Raw genomic sequence first — 16,091 nt, 5'->3', positions numbered from 1 at the left:
GGTACGTTCCGCAATGTCTGGCAGACTTCGAGAAATGTTGGAGACCTCGGCGCGGCTGCTGCGGCTGCTGTCGTTGCTGCAGAGCCGCCGCGACTGGTCCGGCGCCGCCCTCGCCGACCGGCTCGCCGTCACCACCCGGACCGTCCGCAACGACGTCGAGCGGCTGCGCAGCCTCGGGTACCACATCGACTCCAGCACCGGCCCGACCGGCGGCTACCGCCTCGGCGCGGGCGCCGCGACGCCGCCGCTGCTGCTGGACGACGAGGAGGCGGTCGCGGTCGCCGTGGGCCTGCGCGCGGCGGCCGCAGGGTCCGTCACCGGCCTGGAGGATCCGGCGCTGCGGGCGCTGATCAAACTCGAGCAGACCCTCCCGCCCCGGCTGCGCCACCGCGTCGACGCGCTGCGCTCGGCGACGGTCTCGGCGGCCGGGGGAGGCCCGACGGTCGACGCGGCGCTGCTGACCGCGCTCGCCGCGGCGACCCGGGACCACGAGCGGATCAGCTTCGACTACAAGGACCGGCGCCGCCTGGCCGAGCCGCACCGCCTCGTCTACACGGGCCGGCGTTGGTACCTGCTCGCCTGGGACGTGGACCGCGGCGACTGGCGCACGTTCCGAGCCGACCTCGTGTTGCTGCGCGAGTCACCGGGCGGACCGCGGCGGTTCGCGCCCCGCGAGCCGCCCGGCGGTGACGCCGTCGCGCACGTGCTGCGGGGCGTCGCGTCGACGGCGTGGCGGGTGCCGGCCCGCATCCGGTTGCACGCGCCGATCGCGGACGTGACGGCCCGGCTGGCGTCGACGGCCGGGTTGCTCACCCCGACCGGCGACGCCACCTGCGAGCTGGAGACCGGCGCCGACAAGCTCATCGACCTGGCCGGGTTCCTGGGTTCGATCGGGTTCGCCTTCACCGTCCTGGACCCGCCCGAACTCCGTGACCTGCTCCGCGACCTGGCGGCCCGGTACCAGGCCGCCGTTTCGGCAGACACAGCTGGAGACACAGCTGGAGACACAGCTGGAGACGCAGCTGCCGGCTCAGGCGCGGATCAGGCCGGCACCCGCACGATCGAGTAGGTGTCGGTCGGGGCGGGCGCGGGCAGGTTGAAGCGGGCGTTCACCGCGTACAGCGACCCGCCGAACCCGGCCACGGTCGCCGGGATGTCGAACTTCGGATGCGTGATCTCCTTGACGAGCGTCGCGGCGCGCAGATCGGGCCTGAGCCGGAACTTGGCGATGACGTTGAAGAAGTTGCGCACGACGTACAGGTGGATCCCGCGCAGCAGCAGGCCGTCGCCCTGGAGCACGCTGGCGCCGCCGAGGTCGACCTGCGTGGCGGTCCCGTGGCGGGGGTCGAACGCGAACAGCCGGTCGGCGAGCATCTGCACGATGAGCAGCCGCCCGTCCGGCGTGGCCTCGATCCCGTTGTTGAACGCGTCGGCCTCGCCGAGTCCGCCCGGCAGCGGGATCGTGCGGACCGCCGACTGCCCGGGCAGCCGGCCGAGGGGGCCGAGCGGCACCTCGTAGAGCACCGGCTGGTACGAGTCGGTGAAGTACGCGGCCCGCCCGGTGACCACGACGTCGTTGACGAAGGTGCCGCCGAACGCGTACTCGGCGAGGACCCGGCCGCTGTCCCCGTCGTAGACCGTGGCGCCGCCACCACCGGCGCCGGCCACCCACAGCCGCCCCCGGTGGTCGTGTTCGAGCCCGAGTGCCTGCTTCCCGGCTGCACCGGCGACGAACGTGGCGCCCCTGCCGGTTGCCAGGCTGCCGCGGTACACGGCGCCGTCGGCGAGCGACCCGACGTAGAACGTGGTGCCCCGGCCGGTGGCGATCCCCTCCGGCTGCCAGCCGTCGGGCAGGTCGATCACCTCGGGAAACGCGGGGCCGCCTGCCGTGCTCGGGCCCGCGTTCGCGGTGCCGGGCAGGGCGATCGCGGCGGCGACGCCGGCGGCACCGGCGAACAGTGTGCGTCTGTGCATGAGGTCCTCCCCGTTCAAGATCTCATCGGACCCCGCCATCCTATAGGCGCGAATCGATTGATCTTGTCCCTCGGGGATTTGCTGGCGTCGTTTTTCTCGGGTACGCGGGTGCGGTGGTCACGCCGGTGCGCCGGTCACGCTGGTTCGTTGGTCACACCAGTTCGTTGGTCACACCGGCGCGGTGGTCGACCGTTCGATCAGGCGGGTCGGCAGCACGACCCGCCGGGCGGGGCCGTCGTCGCCGTCGAGCCGGGCCAGGAGCAGCCGCGCGGCGTGCCGGCCCATCTCCTCCGGGTCGTGCGCGATGACGCTCACCCCGAGCACGTCCCCGAGGTCGAGCTCGTCGAACCCGATCAGCGCCGTGCCTTTGCCGGCAGGCGTGCCCTTGTCGGCGGCGTCCTTAGCGGTAGCAGCGGCGGGGAACGGCGTGTGCCCGATCGCCCGCAGCGCGCCGGTCGTGATCCGGTTGTTGGTGGTGAACAACGCCGTCGGCGCCGGGTCCCGGGCCAGCAGCGCCCGGACCGCCCGTTCGGCCTTGTCGACGTCGTGCGCGTCTTCGAGGAGGTAATCGCGCCAGTCGGCGACGCCGGCCGCCTCCATCGCCTCCGCGAACCCTTCGACCCGGTCCTGGTGGGTGCTCAGCCGCGACAGGTCCCCGACGATCCCGATCCGCCGGTGCCCCCGCTCGAGCAGATGCTCGGCGGCACGTTTCGCCCCGCCCCGGTTGTCCAGCAGCACCGCGTCCGCGGTCAGGTCCACCGGCGGCCGGTCCACGAAAACGAACGGGCTCCCGTGCCGCCGCTCCGCGGCCAGGTGCCCGTGCTCCGCCATCGTCGAGGCGACCACGAGCCCCCGGACCCGGCGTTCGAGCAGCGAGTCCGTGAGCCGGCGCTCCCATTCCGGGTTCTCGTCGGTGCTGGCGGTGATCAGCTGCAGCCCGTGCATGCGCAGCTCGCGCTCGAGCCCGCTGGCGAGCCGCGAGTAGAACGGGTTGGCGAGGTCGCCGCTGAGCAGCCCCACGAGCGTCGAGGTGTTGCCACCACGGCGCAGCTCCCGGGCGGTCCGGTTGAGCCGGTACCCCAACTCGTCGGCGGCGCTCTGCACCCGCGCCTTGGTCTCGACCGCGACGTATCCTTCGCCGCTCAACGCGCGCGACGCCGTCTTGACCGACACGCCCGACAGCGCCGCCACTTGTGCGAGGCTCGGCCGGCTACTCATCGGAGGATTATGGCAGCAACTCGCGCATGAGGTCGCCGCGGTCGCCGGTCCTCATCGTCGCGGTGCGCAGCCGCAGCCGCTCCGGCGGAGCAGCCCGAACGCCGCAGCCGCACCAGCCATCCCATGTCTCCCCGTTTGTCCCTCGTTCGTCTCCCCGTTTCTCGTCGAGCCCACCGTGGTGCTTCCGGGTCCTACTGTGACGGTCATGGTGCACGAGGTCTGGGCGAAGGGCGATGCCTACGAGGCGTACGTCGGTCGATGGAGCCGTCCCGTCGCGGCCGAATTCCTGCAATGGCTGGCCGTGCCGCCGGGCCGGCGCTGGCTCGACGTCGGCTGCGGCACCGGCGCGCTCACCGGCACGGTCCTGTCCGCCGCGGCACCGGCCGAGGTGACCGGTGTCGACCCGTCCGAGCGGTTCCTCGCCACCGCCAGGTCCCGGCTCGCCGCGCACTTCATCACCGGCGATGCCCGTGCCCTGCCGGTCCCGGACGCGTCCGTCGACGTGGTCGTCAGCGGGCTCGCCCTCAACTTCGTGCCCGCCCCCGCCGAGGCGGTCGCCGAGTTCACCAGGGTCAGCGCCCCCGGCGGCCTCGTCGCCGCGTACGTCTGGGACTACGCGGACGGCATGGCCATGATGCGCCACTTCTGGGACGCCGCGACCAGCCTCGACCCGCCCGCCGCCGCTCTCGACGAGGGTCGCCGCTTCTCGATCTGCTCCACCGCCACGCTGAGCGACCTGTGGTTCACCGCCGGCCTGTCCGACGTGGCGACCCGCCCGATCGACACGACGGCGGTCTTCGCCGACTTCGACGACTACTGGACCCCGTTCCTCGGTGGCACCGGCCCCGCCCCGAGCTACGTCGCGTCGCTGCCCACCGAACACCGCGACACGCTGCGCGACCTGCTCCGCGAGCGCCTGCCCCGGGCCGCGGACGGCTCGATCCCGCTCCTCGCAAGGGCCCTCGCGGTCCGCGGAACAGCCGTCTGAACGGCGCTGCGTCTGAACGGCGCTGCGTCTGAACGGCGCTGCGTCTGAACGGCGCTGCGCCCGTTGCCCCGCCAACGTCGTCAGCGCCGCTGTTCCGCCAGGTCCGTCAGCGCCGCAGGTCCGCTAGCGCCGCTAGGTCCGCCAGCGCCCGCTGCTCCGTCAACGCCTGCTGCTCTGCCAACGCCGTCAACGCCCGTTGTTCCGCCGGCGACCTCTGCGCTGGCCGACCCTCAGTGGCTCAGCGCCGCCGACGCCCTTGGTGGCGGGTGGCTCGGTGCCTCAGCGTTGGTGCCATTCGGCGAGGACCCGGGACTCCTGCTCAGCGGTCAGCCGCTCCGGTGGCGGCGGGAGCGGGTCCCGCAGCGCGCTCTCGTACGTCTCCCGCACCGTCTGCCGCAGCGGCCGCGGCGACAGTCCCGCCGCGAACGCCGCCGCCGGGTTCGCCGCGTTCAGGTCCTTTTCCACGTCGAACGCCGACCACAGCGGCAGCGTCTCCCCGGTCAGTCCCCGCTCGCCGAGGAAGTCCGGGTCGACCCAGGTCAGCTTCGTCCCGGGCGGCCCGACCTCGGCGACCATCGCCTCCAGGAGCTCCTCGAACGAGAACGGCGGCGCCGGGCTGACCGCGTGGAACACGCCACCGCCGGGCCGCCCGAGCAGCCGGATCGTCCAGTCCGCCAGGTCGCGCGCGTCGATGACCTGGATCGCGGCGTCCCGCGGCCCCGGCGCCAGGATCTCCCCGCCGCGGGCGACCCGCTCGACCCAGAACGTGAACCGCGACAGGTGGTCATGCGGCCCCACCACGTACGTCGGCCGCACGATCAGCGTCGACGTGCCGAACCGCTCCTCCGCGACCCGCTCGCAGGCGGCTTTCAGCGGCCCGTACGTCTCGTTGGTGACCTCCTCGACCGTCGGGTCTTCGAGCTCCAGCAGCGGCGAGCTCTCTGCGAACCCCGGCCCGGCCGGCACGTCGTACACCGAAACGCTGGAGATGTACACATACCGTCCGCCCCGCCCGTCGAGCGCGTCGGCCAGCCCGTCCACCTGCCGCGGCAGGTAACCGCTGACGTCGACGGTCGCGTCCCATTCGCCCGCCAGCAGCCCGTCCGGCAGCGAGTTGCGGTCAGCCCGCAGGTGGGTGGCAGACGGGAACAGGTCCGGCCCGGTCTGCCCCCGGTGCAGCAGCGTCACCTCATGCCCAGCAGCCAGCGCCGCCTCGGTGATGTGCCGCCCGACGAACCTGGTGCCCCCCACGATCAGGATTCGCATACGCCCAAGCCTAGTGCGTGAACACCCCACTCACCGGCGCCGTCAACCCTCCACGTCCCCGCGCGCCGCGGCCGTCTCATACCGAAGTTCAATCGGCGAACTGGTCCCCGAGGTCCTGAATCTTCTCAGCGGTGCCGACGCGGCGGAGCCAGGTTTCGAGCTGGTCCTGGTCGGTGCAGTCGGCGATGAGGGTGCGATGCTCCTCCGACACCGCAACGCCGCGCGCGTCGAGCACCACCAGCACCGCTTTGGCTTCCCCGCTCGCTTCCCCTGCGCTGAAATTCCGGCGGGCGAAGTCGCTCTGATACTGGTGAGCCGTGGTGGACATGAGTGCCTCCAGGTAAGCCCGGGCCGCCGCTGGCAGCACCGTAAGTACGAGGTCAGTGCACAGGTCGGCCTGTTCTTGATCGATGACGTGAAGCCCTGTGAGCAAGGCTTCGAAGAGCGGCTGAGGGTCCGTTCGGCCGCCGTGCACGAGTGCCGACAGGACTGCCAACTCCGGGCTTTTCCGGGCAATGGTGAGGTCGGTGACGAGCGGGATCTGGTCCGGCCGTTACCCACGTCGGCTCGGTTCCTCCGCGACAACGTGGGTACATGGGTGCCGTGCGCCGGAAGCGTGCGCCACATGAGCGAGGCGGGAGAGGTGCAATGACCGGATCGCACGCCGTGGACTGGGCGGCCCGCCGGCTGGTCGTCGAGGCCGAGGGCCCGTTCGAGGACGTCGTCGCCCGGTACGAGGACGCCGTCCCCGAGTACCCAGCCGCGCGCATCGAGCAGCTCGTGGCCGACAACGCCGGATGGCAGGCGGTGTGCGACCTGACCGACGCCGTCGCGAGCCACGGGTTCCTGATCTACTGGAAGATCGCCGCCGACTCGCTCATGCGCGCCGCCGGGGACACGTCCCGGTGCGCCGCCTACCTCATGGGCAACCACACGATCGCCGAGCGGATGTTCCGTCACGATCCGACCGCGATGCTGTACGCCCCGCTGCGCACCGTGATCTCGCAGGAGCCGGACGGACCGGTCCTGTTCTCGGCGGACCAGCCGAGCCTGCAATTCGGCTCGCTCGGCCGGCCGGAGATCACCGCCGTCGGCATCGAACTCGACCACAAACTCGGCGCCCTGCTCGCTGCGCTGCGCCTGCCCGTACCCCCGTGCCTCAATCAACCATGACCGGCCGTCAGTGCCTCGGCATCGCCGGTGACCAGCGCACCGGCAAGGTCCCGGCCGCCGTGAGCGCCGCGTTGATCCGGCTGAACGGCCGGCTGCCGAGGAAGCCCGTCGGGTTCATCGGGCTGGGGTGACCCGCCCGCAGCACGACGTGCCGGTCGTTCGTCACCAGCGGTGCCTTCGCCTTCGCCGCCGCGCCCCACAGCACGAACACCACCCGCTCCGCCTTCGCGTTCAGCGCCCGGATCGTGGCGTCGGTGACGTTCTCCCAGCCTTGACCCTTGTGCGAGTTCGGGGTGCCGGCGCGGACGGTCAGCACCGCGTTGAGCAGCATCACCCCCTGCCGGCTCCAGGCGGTCAGATCGCCGGACGGTGGCGGCTCGACGCCCAGGTCGTCCCGCATCTCCCGGTACACGTTGAGCAACGACGGCGGCACCGCAACACCCGGCGGCACGCTGAAGCTCAGCCCGTGGGCCTGTCCCGGCTTGATGTACGGGTCCTGCCCGAGGATGAGCACCCGGGTGGACGCGAGCGGGCACAACCGGTACGCCGCGAAGATGTCCTGCTTCCGCGGGTACACCGCGGCGGACCGGTACTGCTCGACAACGAACGACGACAGCGCCGCAACGACCGCGGCGTCGACGAACGGCGTGACCGCCTCCCGCCAGTCGTCGGGCATGAAGTCCAGCAGATACACGGGCTTCGCCGGCACGGTCATGGCCCGCAATCTATCTTCCACCCCGGTCCGGCTACCAGGCAGCGTCACCAGCCGCGCGCCCGCCACTCCGGCAGCGGCGGACGCTCGGCACCCAGCGTCGAATCCGCCCCGTGCCCCGGATGGAAGCCGACAGCCAGTGTCCCCGGCGGCGAGTCGGGAAGATGCGGAACTTTGTGCGTGCAGATGCGGAAGAAAAGTTGCTCAGACGCGGAAGAGATGACAGGGTTCAGGAGTGGACGGCGCGCTGACGGGCCTTGCTGACCGCAGGCTGACGCGGGTTCTGGCCGATCGGTTGAGCGAGGAACCGACGGTCGTGCTGAACGGGCCGCGCACGGTGGGCAAAAGCACCTTGCTGAACGTGCTTGCCCGGCGGCTCGGCACGGCGGTCATCGACTGTGACGACCCGGCGACCCGTGGAGCTGTCCGTAACGATCCGGGTCGCTTCGTGGCTGGGCCGGGACCGGTGCTCATTGACGAGTTCCAGCATGTTCCGGAGCTTCTTGATGCGATCAAGGCCGAACTCAACCAGGACCTGCGCCCCGGCCGGTTCGTGCTTGCCGGCTCGACCAGATACTCGACACTGCCGCAGGCTGGTCAGTCGTTGACGGGCAGGGTCGACATCATCGATGTGCTGCCCCTCGCCCAGATGGAGATCGATGGCGGCCAGGACGAGCCGTTCGTTCACAGGCTGCTCAGTGGCGCATCGCCAGGAAGATCGGCGGAGTCGTCACCGACCAGCCGCGACGAGTACGCACGGCGGGTGACGTCGGGGGGCATGCCCGTCGCGGTGCGGCGTCCGCCTGGCCGGTCACGTTCACGTTGGTTCAGCAACTATCTGGATCTGGTGATCGAGCGCGACGTGATCGAGCTGAGCCGCGTGCGGCAGCGGGAGATGCTTCCTCGCCTGCTGAGCCAGCTTGCTGCGAGGTCGGGACAGGTGCTGAACATCGCGGCGACAGCACAGGCGGTCGGCATGGAGAAGAGCAGTGCGGAGAATTACCTCCGCCTGTTGGAAGCGGTGTTTCTGATCCACCGCCTCCCTGCCTGGGGCACGACACTGGGCTCGCGCGTCGCCCGGCAGCCGAAGGTGCATCTGGTCGACGCCGGTGTCATGGCGTGGCTGCTCGGACTGACGCCGGAGAAGATCGCGAAGTCTGATCCAGCGGTGCTGACCGACTACGGACACCTGCTCGAGACGTTCGTCGTCGGCGAGGTTCTCAAGCAGGTCAGCTGGTGGGACGCGCCGGTGTCCGTCGGGCATTTCCGGACGCCCGCCGGCGATGAAGTAGACCTCGTGCTCGAGCGCGACGACGGAGACGTCATCGCGTTCGAGATCAAGTCCGGAACGCGGGTCCACGGCGAGGACCTGCGCGGAATGCGGGCACTTCGCGCCCGGCTCGGTGACCGCTTGATCGCCGGGCTCGTGCTGTACACGGGCGCCCTGGCCTATACCCACGATGACGGCACGCACGTCGTGCCCATCGATACGCTCTGGAGGTAGGCTCACCAGCCCCGGGCGCGCCACTGCCTCGACGCGTCCACTGCCTCCTTCCTTGAGTAGCCCGGAGCGGGTAGCGATGCGCGATGACCGGTCCCGTGCTCAGCCCGCGAACGGTGCGCACGGTCAAGGCGACCGCGCCGATCCTGAGGGAGCGGGGGCTGGAGGTCACCAGGCGGATGTACGAGATCCTGTTCCAGGACGAGGAGATCAAAAGGCTGTTCAACCAGTCCCACCACGGGCAGTCGGGCAGCCAGCCACGGTCGCTGGCCGGGGCGGTCCACGCGTACGCGGACAACATCGACCGTCTCGACGAGTGTGGACCGATGATCGAGCGGATCGCGCAGAAACACACCAGCCTCAACATCCAGTCCGAGCAGTACCCCTACGTCGGCCGGGCGTTGATCGGCGCGTTGAAGGACGTGCTCGGACAAGCGGCCACCGATGAGGTGATCACGGCGTGGACGCAGGCGTACGACTTCCTCGCCGACACCCTGATGCGCCGGGAGCGGGCAATCTACGACCGGAATGCCGGTACGCCCGGCGGTTGGGTGGGCTGGCGGGACTTCACCGTCGACCGGGTCGTTCCGGAAAGTGACGTCATCAAATCCTTCTACCTGCGCCCGTGCGACTCCGGCCCGGTGATGACGTTCCGGCCGGGGCAATACCTGACGGTCCGGCTCAATGTCCCTGGCCAGGAGTCCGTGGTGCGCAACTACAGCGTCTCCTGCGCACCCGGCCGTGACCACTACCGCATTTCGGTGAAGCGGGAGGATCCTCCGGAGGACGCGCCGTACGCACCACCCGGCATGGCGTCCAGCTATCTGCACGAGGAGGTGGGTCCGGGCGACGTGATCCAGGTCAGCGCGCCGGCCGGCGACTTCTTCCTCGACGAGGCGTCCCGCCGACCGTTGGTCCTGCTCAGCGGTGGCGTCGGTCTCACGCCGATGGTTTCCATGCTGGAGCATCTGGCCGGCCGCGGAAGCGCTGTACGCCTGAGTGCCGCGCCCGTGATCGAACACGGCAGGGCAAATCGAACACGGCAGGGCAAGAGGCCCGCTTCTGCAGCGCCGGGTGTGGCAGGACGGGCTGCCTACCAGCCTCTGGCGCGCCACTCCGGGATCGACGGCCGCTCCGTGCCCAGTGTCGAGTCCTTGCCGTGCCCTGGGTGGAACTCGGTCTCGTCCGGGAACCGATCGAAGATCTTCGTCGTCACGTCGTTGATCAGCGATTCGAAGTTGGCCTTGTCGCCCCAGGTGTTGCCGACGCCGCCGGGAAAGAGGGCGTCGCCGGTCCAGAGGTGGCCGTCGTGGTACAGGGCGATCGACCCCGGCGTGTGACCGACGAGATGGATCACGGTCAGGGCGCAGTCGCCGAGGGGGAGGGTGTCGCCGTCGGCGAGGGTGCCCGTCACGCCGGGGATCTCGGGGGCGTCGGCGGCGTGGGCCAGGGACGCCGCGCCGGTGGCCGCGACCACGTCCTCCAGCGCGAACCAGTGATCCTGGTGCCGGTGCGTGGTGACGACGGTCGAGATGCCCCCAGGCGAAGTCCCGATCAACTCCAGCAGCCGCTCCGCGTCGTTGGCGGCGTCGATGAGCAGGCCCTCGCCCGTCGACGTGCACCGCAGCAGGTAGGCGTTGTTGTCCATCGGGCCGACGGAGAGCTTGGTGAATGTCAGGCTGCTCATTTCCATGCCTCCAGGCTGGGAAGTTCCCCGGTCGAGCTGGTGAGGCCGGCGCCGGAGCCCCGGCCGGTGAGCCACGCGGCGAGCAGGTGCACGGGGCCGGTGACCACGGTCTCGCCGTCGACGGACAGCAGTTTCGAGCCGTCGTCGGAGACCAGGGTCGCCACGTGCGGGGTGGCGGGGTCGTGCAGGACGCGCAGCGCGAACGACGCCGGCCAGTCCGGCGGTCCATACCCGGCGTCGAGATCGACGTGGTGCAGCTCGACCTCGCAGACGCGGGACCAGACGACCCGGGCGGCCGGCGTCGGGCCGGTGCTGCCCCACTCCACCAGCGCGGTCCAGCTCTCGGCGGGCATCGCGTCGATCGACTCGCGCAGCTGGTCGCAGGCGGTGGTGAGGTCGGCGAGCTGTTCCTCGTGCGAGCGGAAGGCGCCGGCGGTGATGCCCGCCTCGCGGGCCTCCCGGCTGGCGTACGCGGGGGTCCGCACCCCGGTCCGGGCCCAGCTCAGCAGGTTGCGGTAGGCGTCGGCGTTGCGGGCGAGGTGGCTCACCACGTGCCCCCGGGTCCAGCCGTCGCACCGGGACGCGACGGTGAGGCCGTTGCCGTCGAGGGTGCGGACGGTGTCGAGCAGGCGAGCGGTGGCGCGGTCGAGTTCGGCGCTCAGCACGAGCGGATCAGCCGTCACCACCGAACCCTACCGCCGCCGGAAGGGCGTCACCGCCGTACCGACGCCGCAGGAAACACAAACCACTCAGCGTTGCCGGACCCCGACGGCGGGTGGCAGGTCGCCGGCGGCCCAGTGCAGTTCGTCCTCCCAGTCCGCGACGCTGAGGTCGACGTGCTCGAAGCTGAGCCGCGCGCCGATGGGTTTGCCCAGATAGCCGGCGTACAGGTCGTGGACGACCACGAGGCGCTGCCCGACGGCGGCGGCGGCCGGATCCGCCGGGGAGGCGGTCCTGACCTCGAGCCGGCCGTAGACGCCCATGTCGGCGTCGGTGCCGCGATCTTCCACGATGACGTCGAGGATCTCGTCCTCGGCGCCGACGTGGAAACCGTACGAGACGCCGGAGAAGGTCAGCCAGAAGCGCATGAGCGAGTCGTCCTGGCCGGGTGAGACGTGCCACTGGACGTCGGCCCGGTCCAGACGCAGCCCGACGGCGCTGGCCAGCACATGCGAGGGGAGCACGCACCCGACGATAACGCCGATATTCGGTTTCGCGGTGCGGACGCGCTACCTACCGTGGAATTCCGAACACGGGTTCGGAAGGATGTTCATGATTATTGACCTGTCGGCTCTGGGCTGGGACGACGCTTACGCCGCGCTGTACTCCGGCCGGTTCGACCAGCCCGGTCAACGACCGGCGCGGGTCAGCCGCGTCGACCGGGGTGTCTGCACCGCGCTCGCGTCGGACGGTCCGCTGCGGGCGAGCCTGTCAGGTGGCCTGCTGGCGCGCGGCGCCGCGGATCCCGAGTCGCTGCCGTGCGCGGGGGACTGGCTCGTGGTGCGGACCTGGCCCGACGGCCGGCTGACCGCCGAGGCGGTGCTGCCCAGGCGCACCGCGATCGTCCGGGCAGTCGCCGGCGAGGAGTCCTTCGGTCAGGTCCTCGCGGCCAACGTGGACGTGGTCGCGGTCGTGGAGCCGGTCGACCCGTCGCCGGACCTCGGCCGGATCGAGCGGCTCCTCGCCCTGGCGTGGGAGTCGGGGGCGCGCCCGGTGCTCGTCCTGACCAAATGTGATCTCGCGGCCGATCCCGAGGCGCTCGCCGAGCAGATGCCGGGCGGGGTGGAGGTCCACGCCGTCAGCGCGCGCACGGGGCTGGGCCTGGACGCGTTGCGGCCGTTCGTGGCGTTCGGGAAGACCCTCGGCCTGCTCGGGCAGTCCGGCGCGGGCAAGTCGAGCCTGGTCAATGCCCTGGCCGGCGCGCCCGTCATGCAGACACAGACGTTGCGTGGCGACGGCCGCGGGCGGCACACCACCACATATCGGGCGTTGATCCCGATGCCGGGCGGCGGGGCGGTCCTCGACACGCCCGGGGTGCGACTCGTCGGCATGTTCGACACCGTCGCCGGGCTCGACCGGGCGTTCGCGGATGTGACGCAGCTCGCGACGCTGTGCCGGTTCGACGACTGCCGGCACGGTGAGGAGCCCGGCTGTGCCGTCCGCGACGCGGTGGAGGACGGCGAGCTCAGCCCCCGTCGCTTCGCGAGTTGGCAGAAACTGCAGAAAGAGCAGAAGCTTGCATCGGTACGGCGGCTGAAACGCGAAAGCCGCGACCGGCGACGGCTGGCCCGCCCGTAACGGAGAGTTCCCCGTGGATGTCACGGAGGTTCCCCCGTTCGGGCGCGGAAAATTGTCATACCCCCTGGCTAGAGTTGTCGGCTGGCACCGAGACGGTGTCCGAACCGGGACAAAGTCGCTGCTGCCGGACTCTTTGCCGCTGCTGGCGGACATATTCACTGCCAAGGGGAAGCATGTCGGATCGTCTGATCATCCGTGGCGCTCGGGAGCACAACCTCCGCGACGTCAGTCTCGACCTGCCGCGCGACGCGATGATCGTGTTCACCGGCCTGTCCGGCTCGGGCAAGTCGAGCCTCGCGTTCGACACGATCTTCGCGGAGGGCCAGCGGCGGTATGTCGAGTCGCTGTCGTCCTACGCGCGGCAGTTCCTCGGTCAGATGGACAAGCCCGACGTCGACTTCATCGAGGGTCTGTCGCCGGCGGTCTCCATCGACCAGAAGTCGACCTCGCGCAACCCGCGCTCGACGGTCGGCACGATCACCGAGGTCTACGACTACCTGCGGCTGCTGTATGCGCGCATCGGCGAGCCGCACTGCCCCGTCTGCGGTGAGCTGATCACCCGGCAGACACCGCAGCAGATCGTCGACCGGGTGCTCGCGATGGAGGAGGGCACCCGCTTCCAGGTGCTCGCCCCGGTCGTGCGCGGCCGCAAGGGCGAATACCTCGACCTGTTCCAGGAGCTGCAGTCCAAGGGCTACGCCCGGGCCCGCATCGACGGCGTGGTGCACCCCCTCACCGAGCCGCCGAAGCTCAAGAAGCAGGAGAAGCACACCATCGAGGTGGTCGTCGACCGGCTCTCGGTGAAGGCGTCCTCGAAGCAGCGGCTCACCGACTCCGTCGAGACCGCGCTGAAGCTCGCCGCCGGCATCGTCATCCTCGAGTTCGTCGACCTGCCCGAGGACGACGAGCACCGCGAGCGGCTCTTCTCCGAGCACCTCGCCTGCCCCAACGAGCACCCGCTGTCGATCGAGGACCTGGAGCCCCGGTCGTTCTCGTTCAACGCGCCCTACGGTGCCTGCCCCGACTGCACCGGCATCGGCACCAAGAAGGAGGTCGACCCGGAGCTCATCGTCCCCGACCCGGAGCAGACGCTCCGCGGCGGCGCGATCGCGCCCTGGGCCACCGGCCACACCCTCGAATACTTCCTCCGCCTCCTGGAGGCCCTCGGCGCCGAGGCGGGCTTCAACCTCGACACGCCGTGGCGGGCGCTGTCCTCCCGGGCGCAGAAATCGATCATGTACGGCTCGGACGACCAGGTCCACGTCCGCTACCGCAACAAGTACGGGCGGGAGCGCTCCTACTACACCGGCTTCGAAGGTGTGGTGCAGTGGATCGAGCGCCGGCACTCCGACACCGAGAGCGACTGGTCCCGCGACAAGTACGAGGGATACATGCGCGACGTGCCCTGCGGCACCTGCGGCGGGTCCCGGCTCAAGCCGGAGATCCTCGCGGTCACCATCGCCGGGCACAGCATCGCCGACATCTGCAACCTGTCCGTCGGTGACTGTGCCGACCTGCTCGGGGCGATGACCCTCACCGACCGGCAGAAGCTGATCGCCGAGCGGGTCCTGAAGGAGATCAACGCCCGGCTGCGGTTCCTGGTCGACGTCGGCCTCGACTACCTGTCCCTGGACCGCGCGTCGGGCACCCTGTCCGGCGGCGAGGCGCAGCGCATCCGGCTCGCCACGCAGATCGGCTCCGGTCTGGTCGGCGTGCTGTACGTGCTGGACGAGCCCAGCATCGGCCTGCACCAGCGCGACAACCACCGGCTCATCGAGACCCTGACCCGCCTCAAGCGCCTCGGCAACACGCTGATCGTGGTCGAGCACGACGAGGACACGATCCGCACCGCCGACTGGATCGTCGACATCGGCCCCGGCGCCGGCGAGCACGGCGGCCGGGTCGTGCACAGCGGGCCCTATGCGGAGCTGCTGCAGGCCGAGGAGTCGGTGACCGGCGCGTACCTTGCCGGCCGGCGCAGCATCGCGACGCCGGAGATCCGCCGCCCCCGCACCCCGGGCCGCGAGCTGGTCGTCGTCGGCGCCCGCGAGCACAACCTGCAGAACCTGACGGTGCCGTTCCCGCTCGGCCAGTTCGTCGCCGTGACCGGCGTGTCCGGCTCCGGCAAGTCGACCCTGGTCAACGACATCCTGCACGCGGTCCTGGCCAACGTCGTCAACGGCGCCCGCATGGTGCCCGGCCGGCACACCCGCATCTCGGGGCTCGACCAGGTCGACAAGGTCGTCGGCGTCGACCAGTCACCGATCGGCCGCACCCCCCGGTCCAACCCGGCGACCTACACCGGCGTGTTCGACAACGTCCGGAAGCTGTTCGCCGAGACCACCGAGGCCAAGGTGCGCGGCTACGGGCCGGGCCGCTTCTCGTTCAACGTCAAGGGTGGGCGCTGCGAGGCGTGCGCCGGCGACGGCACGATCAAGATCGAGATGAACTTCCTGCCGGACGTCTACGTGCCGTGCGAGGTCTGCAAGGGTGCCCGGTACAACCGCGAAACCCTCGAGGTGCACTACAAGGGGCGCACGATCGCGGAGATCCTCGACATGCCGATCGAGGAGGCCGCCGGCTTCTTCGAGGCGATCCCGGCGATCCACCGCCACCTGAAGACCCTCAACGACGTCGGCCTCGGCTACGTGCGCCTCGGCCAGCCCGCGCCGACCCTGTCCGGTGGCGAGGCCCAGCGCGTCAAGCTCGCCTCCGAGCTGCAGAAACGCTCCACCGGCCGCACCGTCTACGTGCTGGACGAGCCGACCACCGGCCTGCACTTCGAGGACATCCGCAAGCTGCTGCTGGTGCTGCAGAGCCTCGTCGACAAGGGCAACACCGTCATCGTCATCGAGCACAACCTCGACGTCATCAAGTCCGCTGACTGGCTCATCGATATGGGCCCGGAGGGCGGGCACAAGGGCGGCACGGTCGTCGCCGTCGGCACGCCGGAGGAGGTCGCGGAGATCGCCGAGAGCTACACCGGCCAGTTCCTGCGGCCCGTCCTGGGTCTCAAGGGCGACGGCAGCGACGCCGTGGACACCGTGGCACGCGACCGCGCGGCCAAGGCGAACGGCCCGGGCGCGGGGACGGCCCGCTCGGCGGCGACGCGCCGGTCGGCGCCGCGGACCCGTTCGACGGCGACCACGGTGGAGCCCGACGACCTCCCGACCGGTGAGGACCCGGCGCCGGCGGTCACGTCCCGCCGCCCGGCCAAGTCGGCGGTCGCGAAGACCGCCAAGGCCACGGCGGCGAAAACCACCACGACCAGGGG

General features: G+C 70.7%; 13 protein-coding genes and 3 pseudogenes. 7 read left to right on the top strand and 9 right to left on the bottom strand.

Going from position 1 to position 16,091, the window contains the following annotated elements; genetic code table 11:
• Positions 1-34: 34 nt before the first annotated feature.
• A complete protein-coding gene (locus ACFPIJ_RS01040; protein WP_380112610.1) occupies positions 35-1,069 on the top strand; it encodes a helix-turn-helix transcriptional regulator in 1,035 nt (344 codons plus the stop codon).
• On the opposite strand, the gene ACFPIJ_RS01035 is transcribed toward ACFPIJ_RS01040, so the two are convergent.
• Both ACFPIJ_RS01035 and ACFPIJ_RS01030 read right to left on the bottom strand, forming a co-directional pair.
• Positions 1,042-1,974, bottom strand: coding sequence for an NHL repeat-containing protein (locus ACFPIJ_RS01035; RefSeq protein ID WP_380112609.1), 933 nt, complete (start codon positions 1,972-1,974; stop codon positions 1,042-1,044). The two genes, ACFPIJ_RS01040 and ACFPIJ_RS01035, sit on opposite strands and share 28 nt — an antisense overlap.
• Before the next feature lie 168 nt (positions 1,975-2,142).
• Positions 2,143-3,192, bottom strand: a complete 1,050-nt coding sequence (locus ACFPIJ_RS01030) for a LacI family DNA-binding transcriptional regulator (protein ID WP_380112608.1) — start codon at positions 3,190-3,192, stop codon at positions 2,143-2,145.
• A 205-nt stretch (positions 3,193-3,397) separates the two neighbouring features.
• On the opposite strand from ACFPIJ_RS01030, the gene ACFPIJ_RS01025 reads away from it, so the two are divergent.
• Positions 3,398-4,180, top strand: a complete 783-nt coding sequence (locus ACFPIJ_RS01025; RefSeq protein ID WP_380112607.1) for a class I SAM-dependent methyltransferase — start codon at positions 3,398-3,400, stop codon at positions 4,178-4,180.
• 279 nt (positions 4,181-4,459) lie between these two features.
• Here the strand turns inward: ACFPIJ_RS01025 and ACFPIJ_RS01020 are convergent, their stop codons facing one another.
• Positions 4,460-5,446 (bottom strand): NAD-dependent epimerase/dehydratase family protein, encoded by a 987-nt coding sequence (locus tag ACFPIJ_RS01020; protein ID WP_380112606.1) that lies wholly within the window; start codon positions 5,444-5,446, stop codon positions 4,460-4,462.
• Positions 5,447-5,534: 88 nt separating this feature from the next.
• The gene (locus ACFPIJ_RS01015) at positions 5,535-5,942 is read right to left on the bottom strand and encodes a hypothetical protein (RefSeq protein WP_380112604.1); all 408 of its coding nucleotides are present in this window, start codon (positions 5,940-5,942) and stop codon (positions 5,535-5,537) included.
• Positions 5,943-6,094: 152 nt separating this feature from the next.
• On the opposite strand from ACFPIJ_RS01015, the gene ACFPIJ_RS01010 reads away from it, so the two are divergent.
• Positions 6,095-6,619: a DUF302 domain-containing protein gene (locus tag ACFPIJ_RS01010; RefSeq protein ID WP_380112603.1), complete on the top strand. Its 525-nt coding sequence runs from the start codon at positions 6,095-6,097 to the stop codon at positions 6,617-6,619.
• A 7-nt stretch (positions 6,620-6,626) separates the two neighbouring features.
• Here the strand turns inward: ACFPIJ_RS01010 and ACFPIJ_RS01005 are convergent, their stop codons facing one another.
• Both ACFPIJ_RS01005 and ACFPIJ_RS01000 read right to left on the bottom strand, forming a co-directional pair.
• Complete coding sequence (locus tag ACFPIJ_RS01005; RefSeq protein WP_380112602.1) at positions 6,627-7,334, bottom strand: uracil-DNA glycosylase; 708 nt, start codon at positions 7,332-7,334, stop codon at positions 6,627-6,629.
• Positions 7,335-7,378: 44 nt separating this feature from the next.
• Positions 7,379-7,459: pseudogene (locus ACFPIJ_RS01000) on the bottom strand (MBL fold metallo-hydrolase); the annotation flags it as partial.
• Between the two features lie 107 nt (positions 7,460-7,566).
• On the opposite strand from ACFPIJ_RS01000, the gene ACFPIJ_RS00995 reads away from it, so the two are divergent.
• Together ACFPIJ_RS00995 and ACFPIJ_RS00990 are read left to right on the top strand one after the other, a co-directional pair.
• The gene (locus ACFPIJ_RS00995) at positions 7,567-8,835 is read left to right on the top strand and encodes an ATP-binding protein (protein WP_380112601.1); all 1,269 of its coding nucleotides are present in this window, start codon (positions 7,567-7,569) and stop codon (positions 8,833-8,835) included.
• Positions 8,836-8,918: 83 nt separating this feature from the next.
• Positions 8,919-9,704: pseudogene (locus tag ACFPIJ_RS00990) on the top strand (globin domain-containing protein); the annotation flags it as partial.
• Positions 9,705-9,925: 221 nt separating this feature from the next.
• On the opposite strand, the gene ACFPIJ_RS00985 reads toward ACFPIJ_RS00990, so the two are convergent.
• From ACFPIJ_RS00985 to ACFPIJ_RS00975, 3 genes are all read right to left on the bottom strand, one after another.
• Positions 9,926-10,525: an MBL fold metallo-hydrolase gene (locus ACFPIJ_RS00985; RefSeq protein ID WP_380112600.1), complete on the bottom strand. Its 600-nt coding sequence runs from the start codon at positions 10,523-10,525 to the stop codon at positions 9,926-9,928.
• Entirely contained in the window at positions 10,516-11,202 is a 687-nt protein-coding gene (locus ACFPIJ_RS00980) for a maleylpyruvate isomerase family mycothiol-dependent enzyme (RefSeq protein WP_380112599.1), read from the bottom strand. The genes ACFPIJ_RS00985 and ACFPIJ_RS00980 overlap by 10 nt, the downstream gene beginning before the upstream one ends.
• Before the next feature lie 66 nt (positions 11,203-11,268).
• Entirely contained in the window at positions 11,269-11,703 is a 435-nt protein-coding gene (locus tag ACFPIJ_RS00975) for a hypothetical protein (protein WP_380112598.1), read from the bottom strand.
• 88 nt (positions 11,704-11,791) lie between these two features.
• On the opposite strand from ACFPIJ_RS00975, the gene rsgA reads away from it, so the two are divergent.
• Positions 11,792-12,817 carry a ribosome small subunit-dependent GTPase A gene (rsgA, locus tag ACFPIJ_RS00970; RefSeq protein WP_380112597.1) on the top strand — a complete coding sequence of 342 codons (1,026 nt, stop codon included), beginning with the start codon at positions 11,792-11,794 and terminating at the stop codon, positions 12,815-12,817.
• Between the two features lie 173 nt (positions 12,818-12,990).
• A pseudogene (uvrA, locus tag ACFPIJ_RS00965) lies at positions 12,991-15,951 on the top strand (excinuclease ABC subunit UvrA); the annotation flags it as partial.
• Positions 15,952-16,091 lie beyond the last annotated feature (140 nt).

This window comes from Dactylosporangium cerinum (assembly GCF_042653625.1).
Lineage (GTDB): Bacteria > Actinomycetota > Actinomycetes > Mycobacteriales > Micromonosporaceae > Dactylosporangium > Dactylosporangium cerinum.
The sequence above is the reverse complement of the archived record's forward strand: the minus strand, read 5'-3'. Positions and strand labels throughout refer to the sequence as shown.

Excerpts from the sequence above, each read along its gene's own strand:
- ACFPIJ_RS01040 (WP_380112610.1), top strand. The coding sequence starts at position 35 with ATGTTGGAGACCTCGGCGCGGCTGCTGCGGCTGCTGTCGTTGCTGCAG.
- ACFPIJ_RS01030 (WP_380112608.1), bottom strand. The coding sequence starts at position 3,192 with ATGAGTAGCCGGCCGAGCCTCGCACAAGTGGCGGCGCTGTCGGGCGTG.
- ACFPIJ_RS01035 (WP_380112609.1), bottom strand. The coding sequence starts at position 1,974 with ATGCACAGACGCACACTGTTCGCCGGTGCCGCCGGCGTCGCCGCCGCG.
- ACFPIJ_RS00985 (WP_380112600.1), bottom strand. The coding sequence starts at position 10,525 with ATGGAAATGAGCAGCCTGACATTCACCAAGCTCTCCGTCGGCCCGATG.
- ACFPIJ_RS01020 (WP_380112606.1), bottom strand. The coding sequence starts at position 5,446 with ATGCGAATCCTGATCGTGGGGGGCACCAGGTTCGTCGGGCGGCACATC.
- ACFPIJ_RS01025 (WP_380112607.1), top strand. The coding sequence starts at position 3,398 with ATGGTGCACGAGGTCTGGGCGAAGGGCGATGCCTACGAGGCGTACGTC.
- rsgA (WP_380112597.1), top strand. The coding sequence starts at position 11,792 with ATGATTATTGACCTGTCGGCTCTGGGCTGGGACGACGCTTACGCCGCG.
- ACFPIJ_RS01005 (WP_380112602.1), bottom strand. The coding sequence starts at position 7,334 with ATGACCGTGCCGGCGAAGCCCGTGTATCTGCTGGACTTCATGCCCGAC.
- ACFPIJ_RS01010 (WP_380112603.1), top strand. The coding sequence starts at position 6,095 with ATGACCGGATCGCACGCCGTGGACTGGGCGGCCCGCCGGCTGGTCGTC.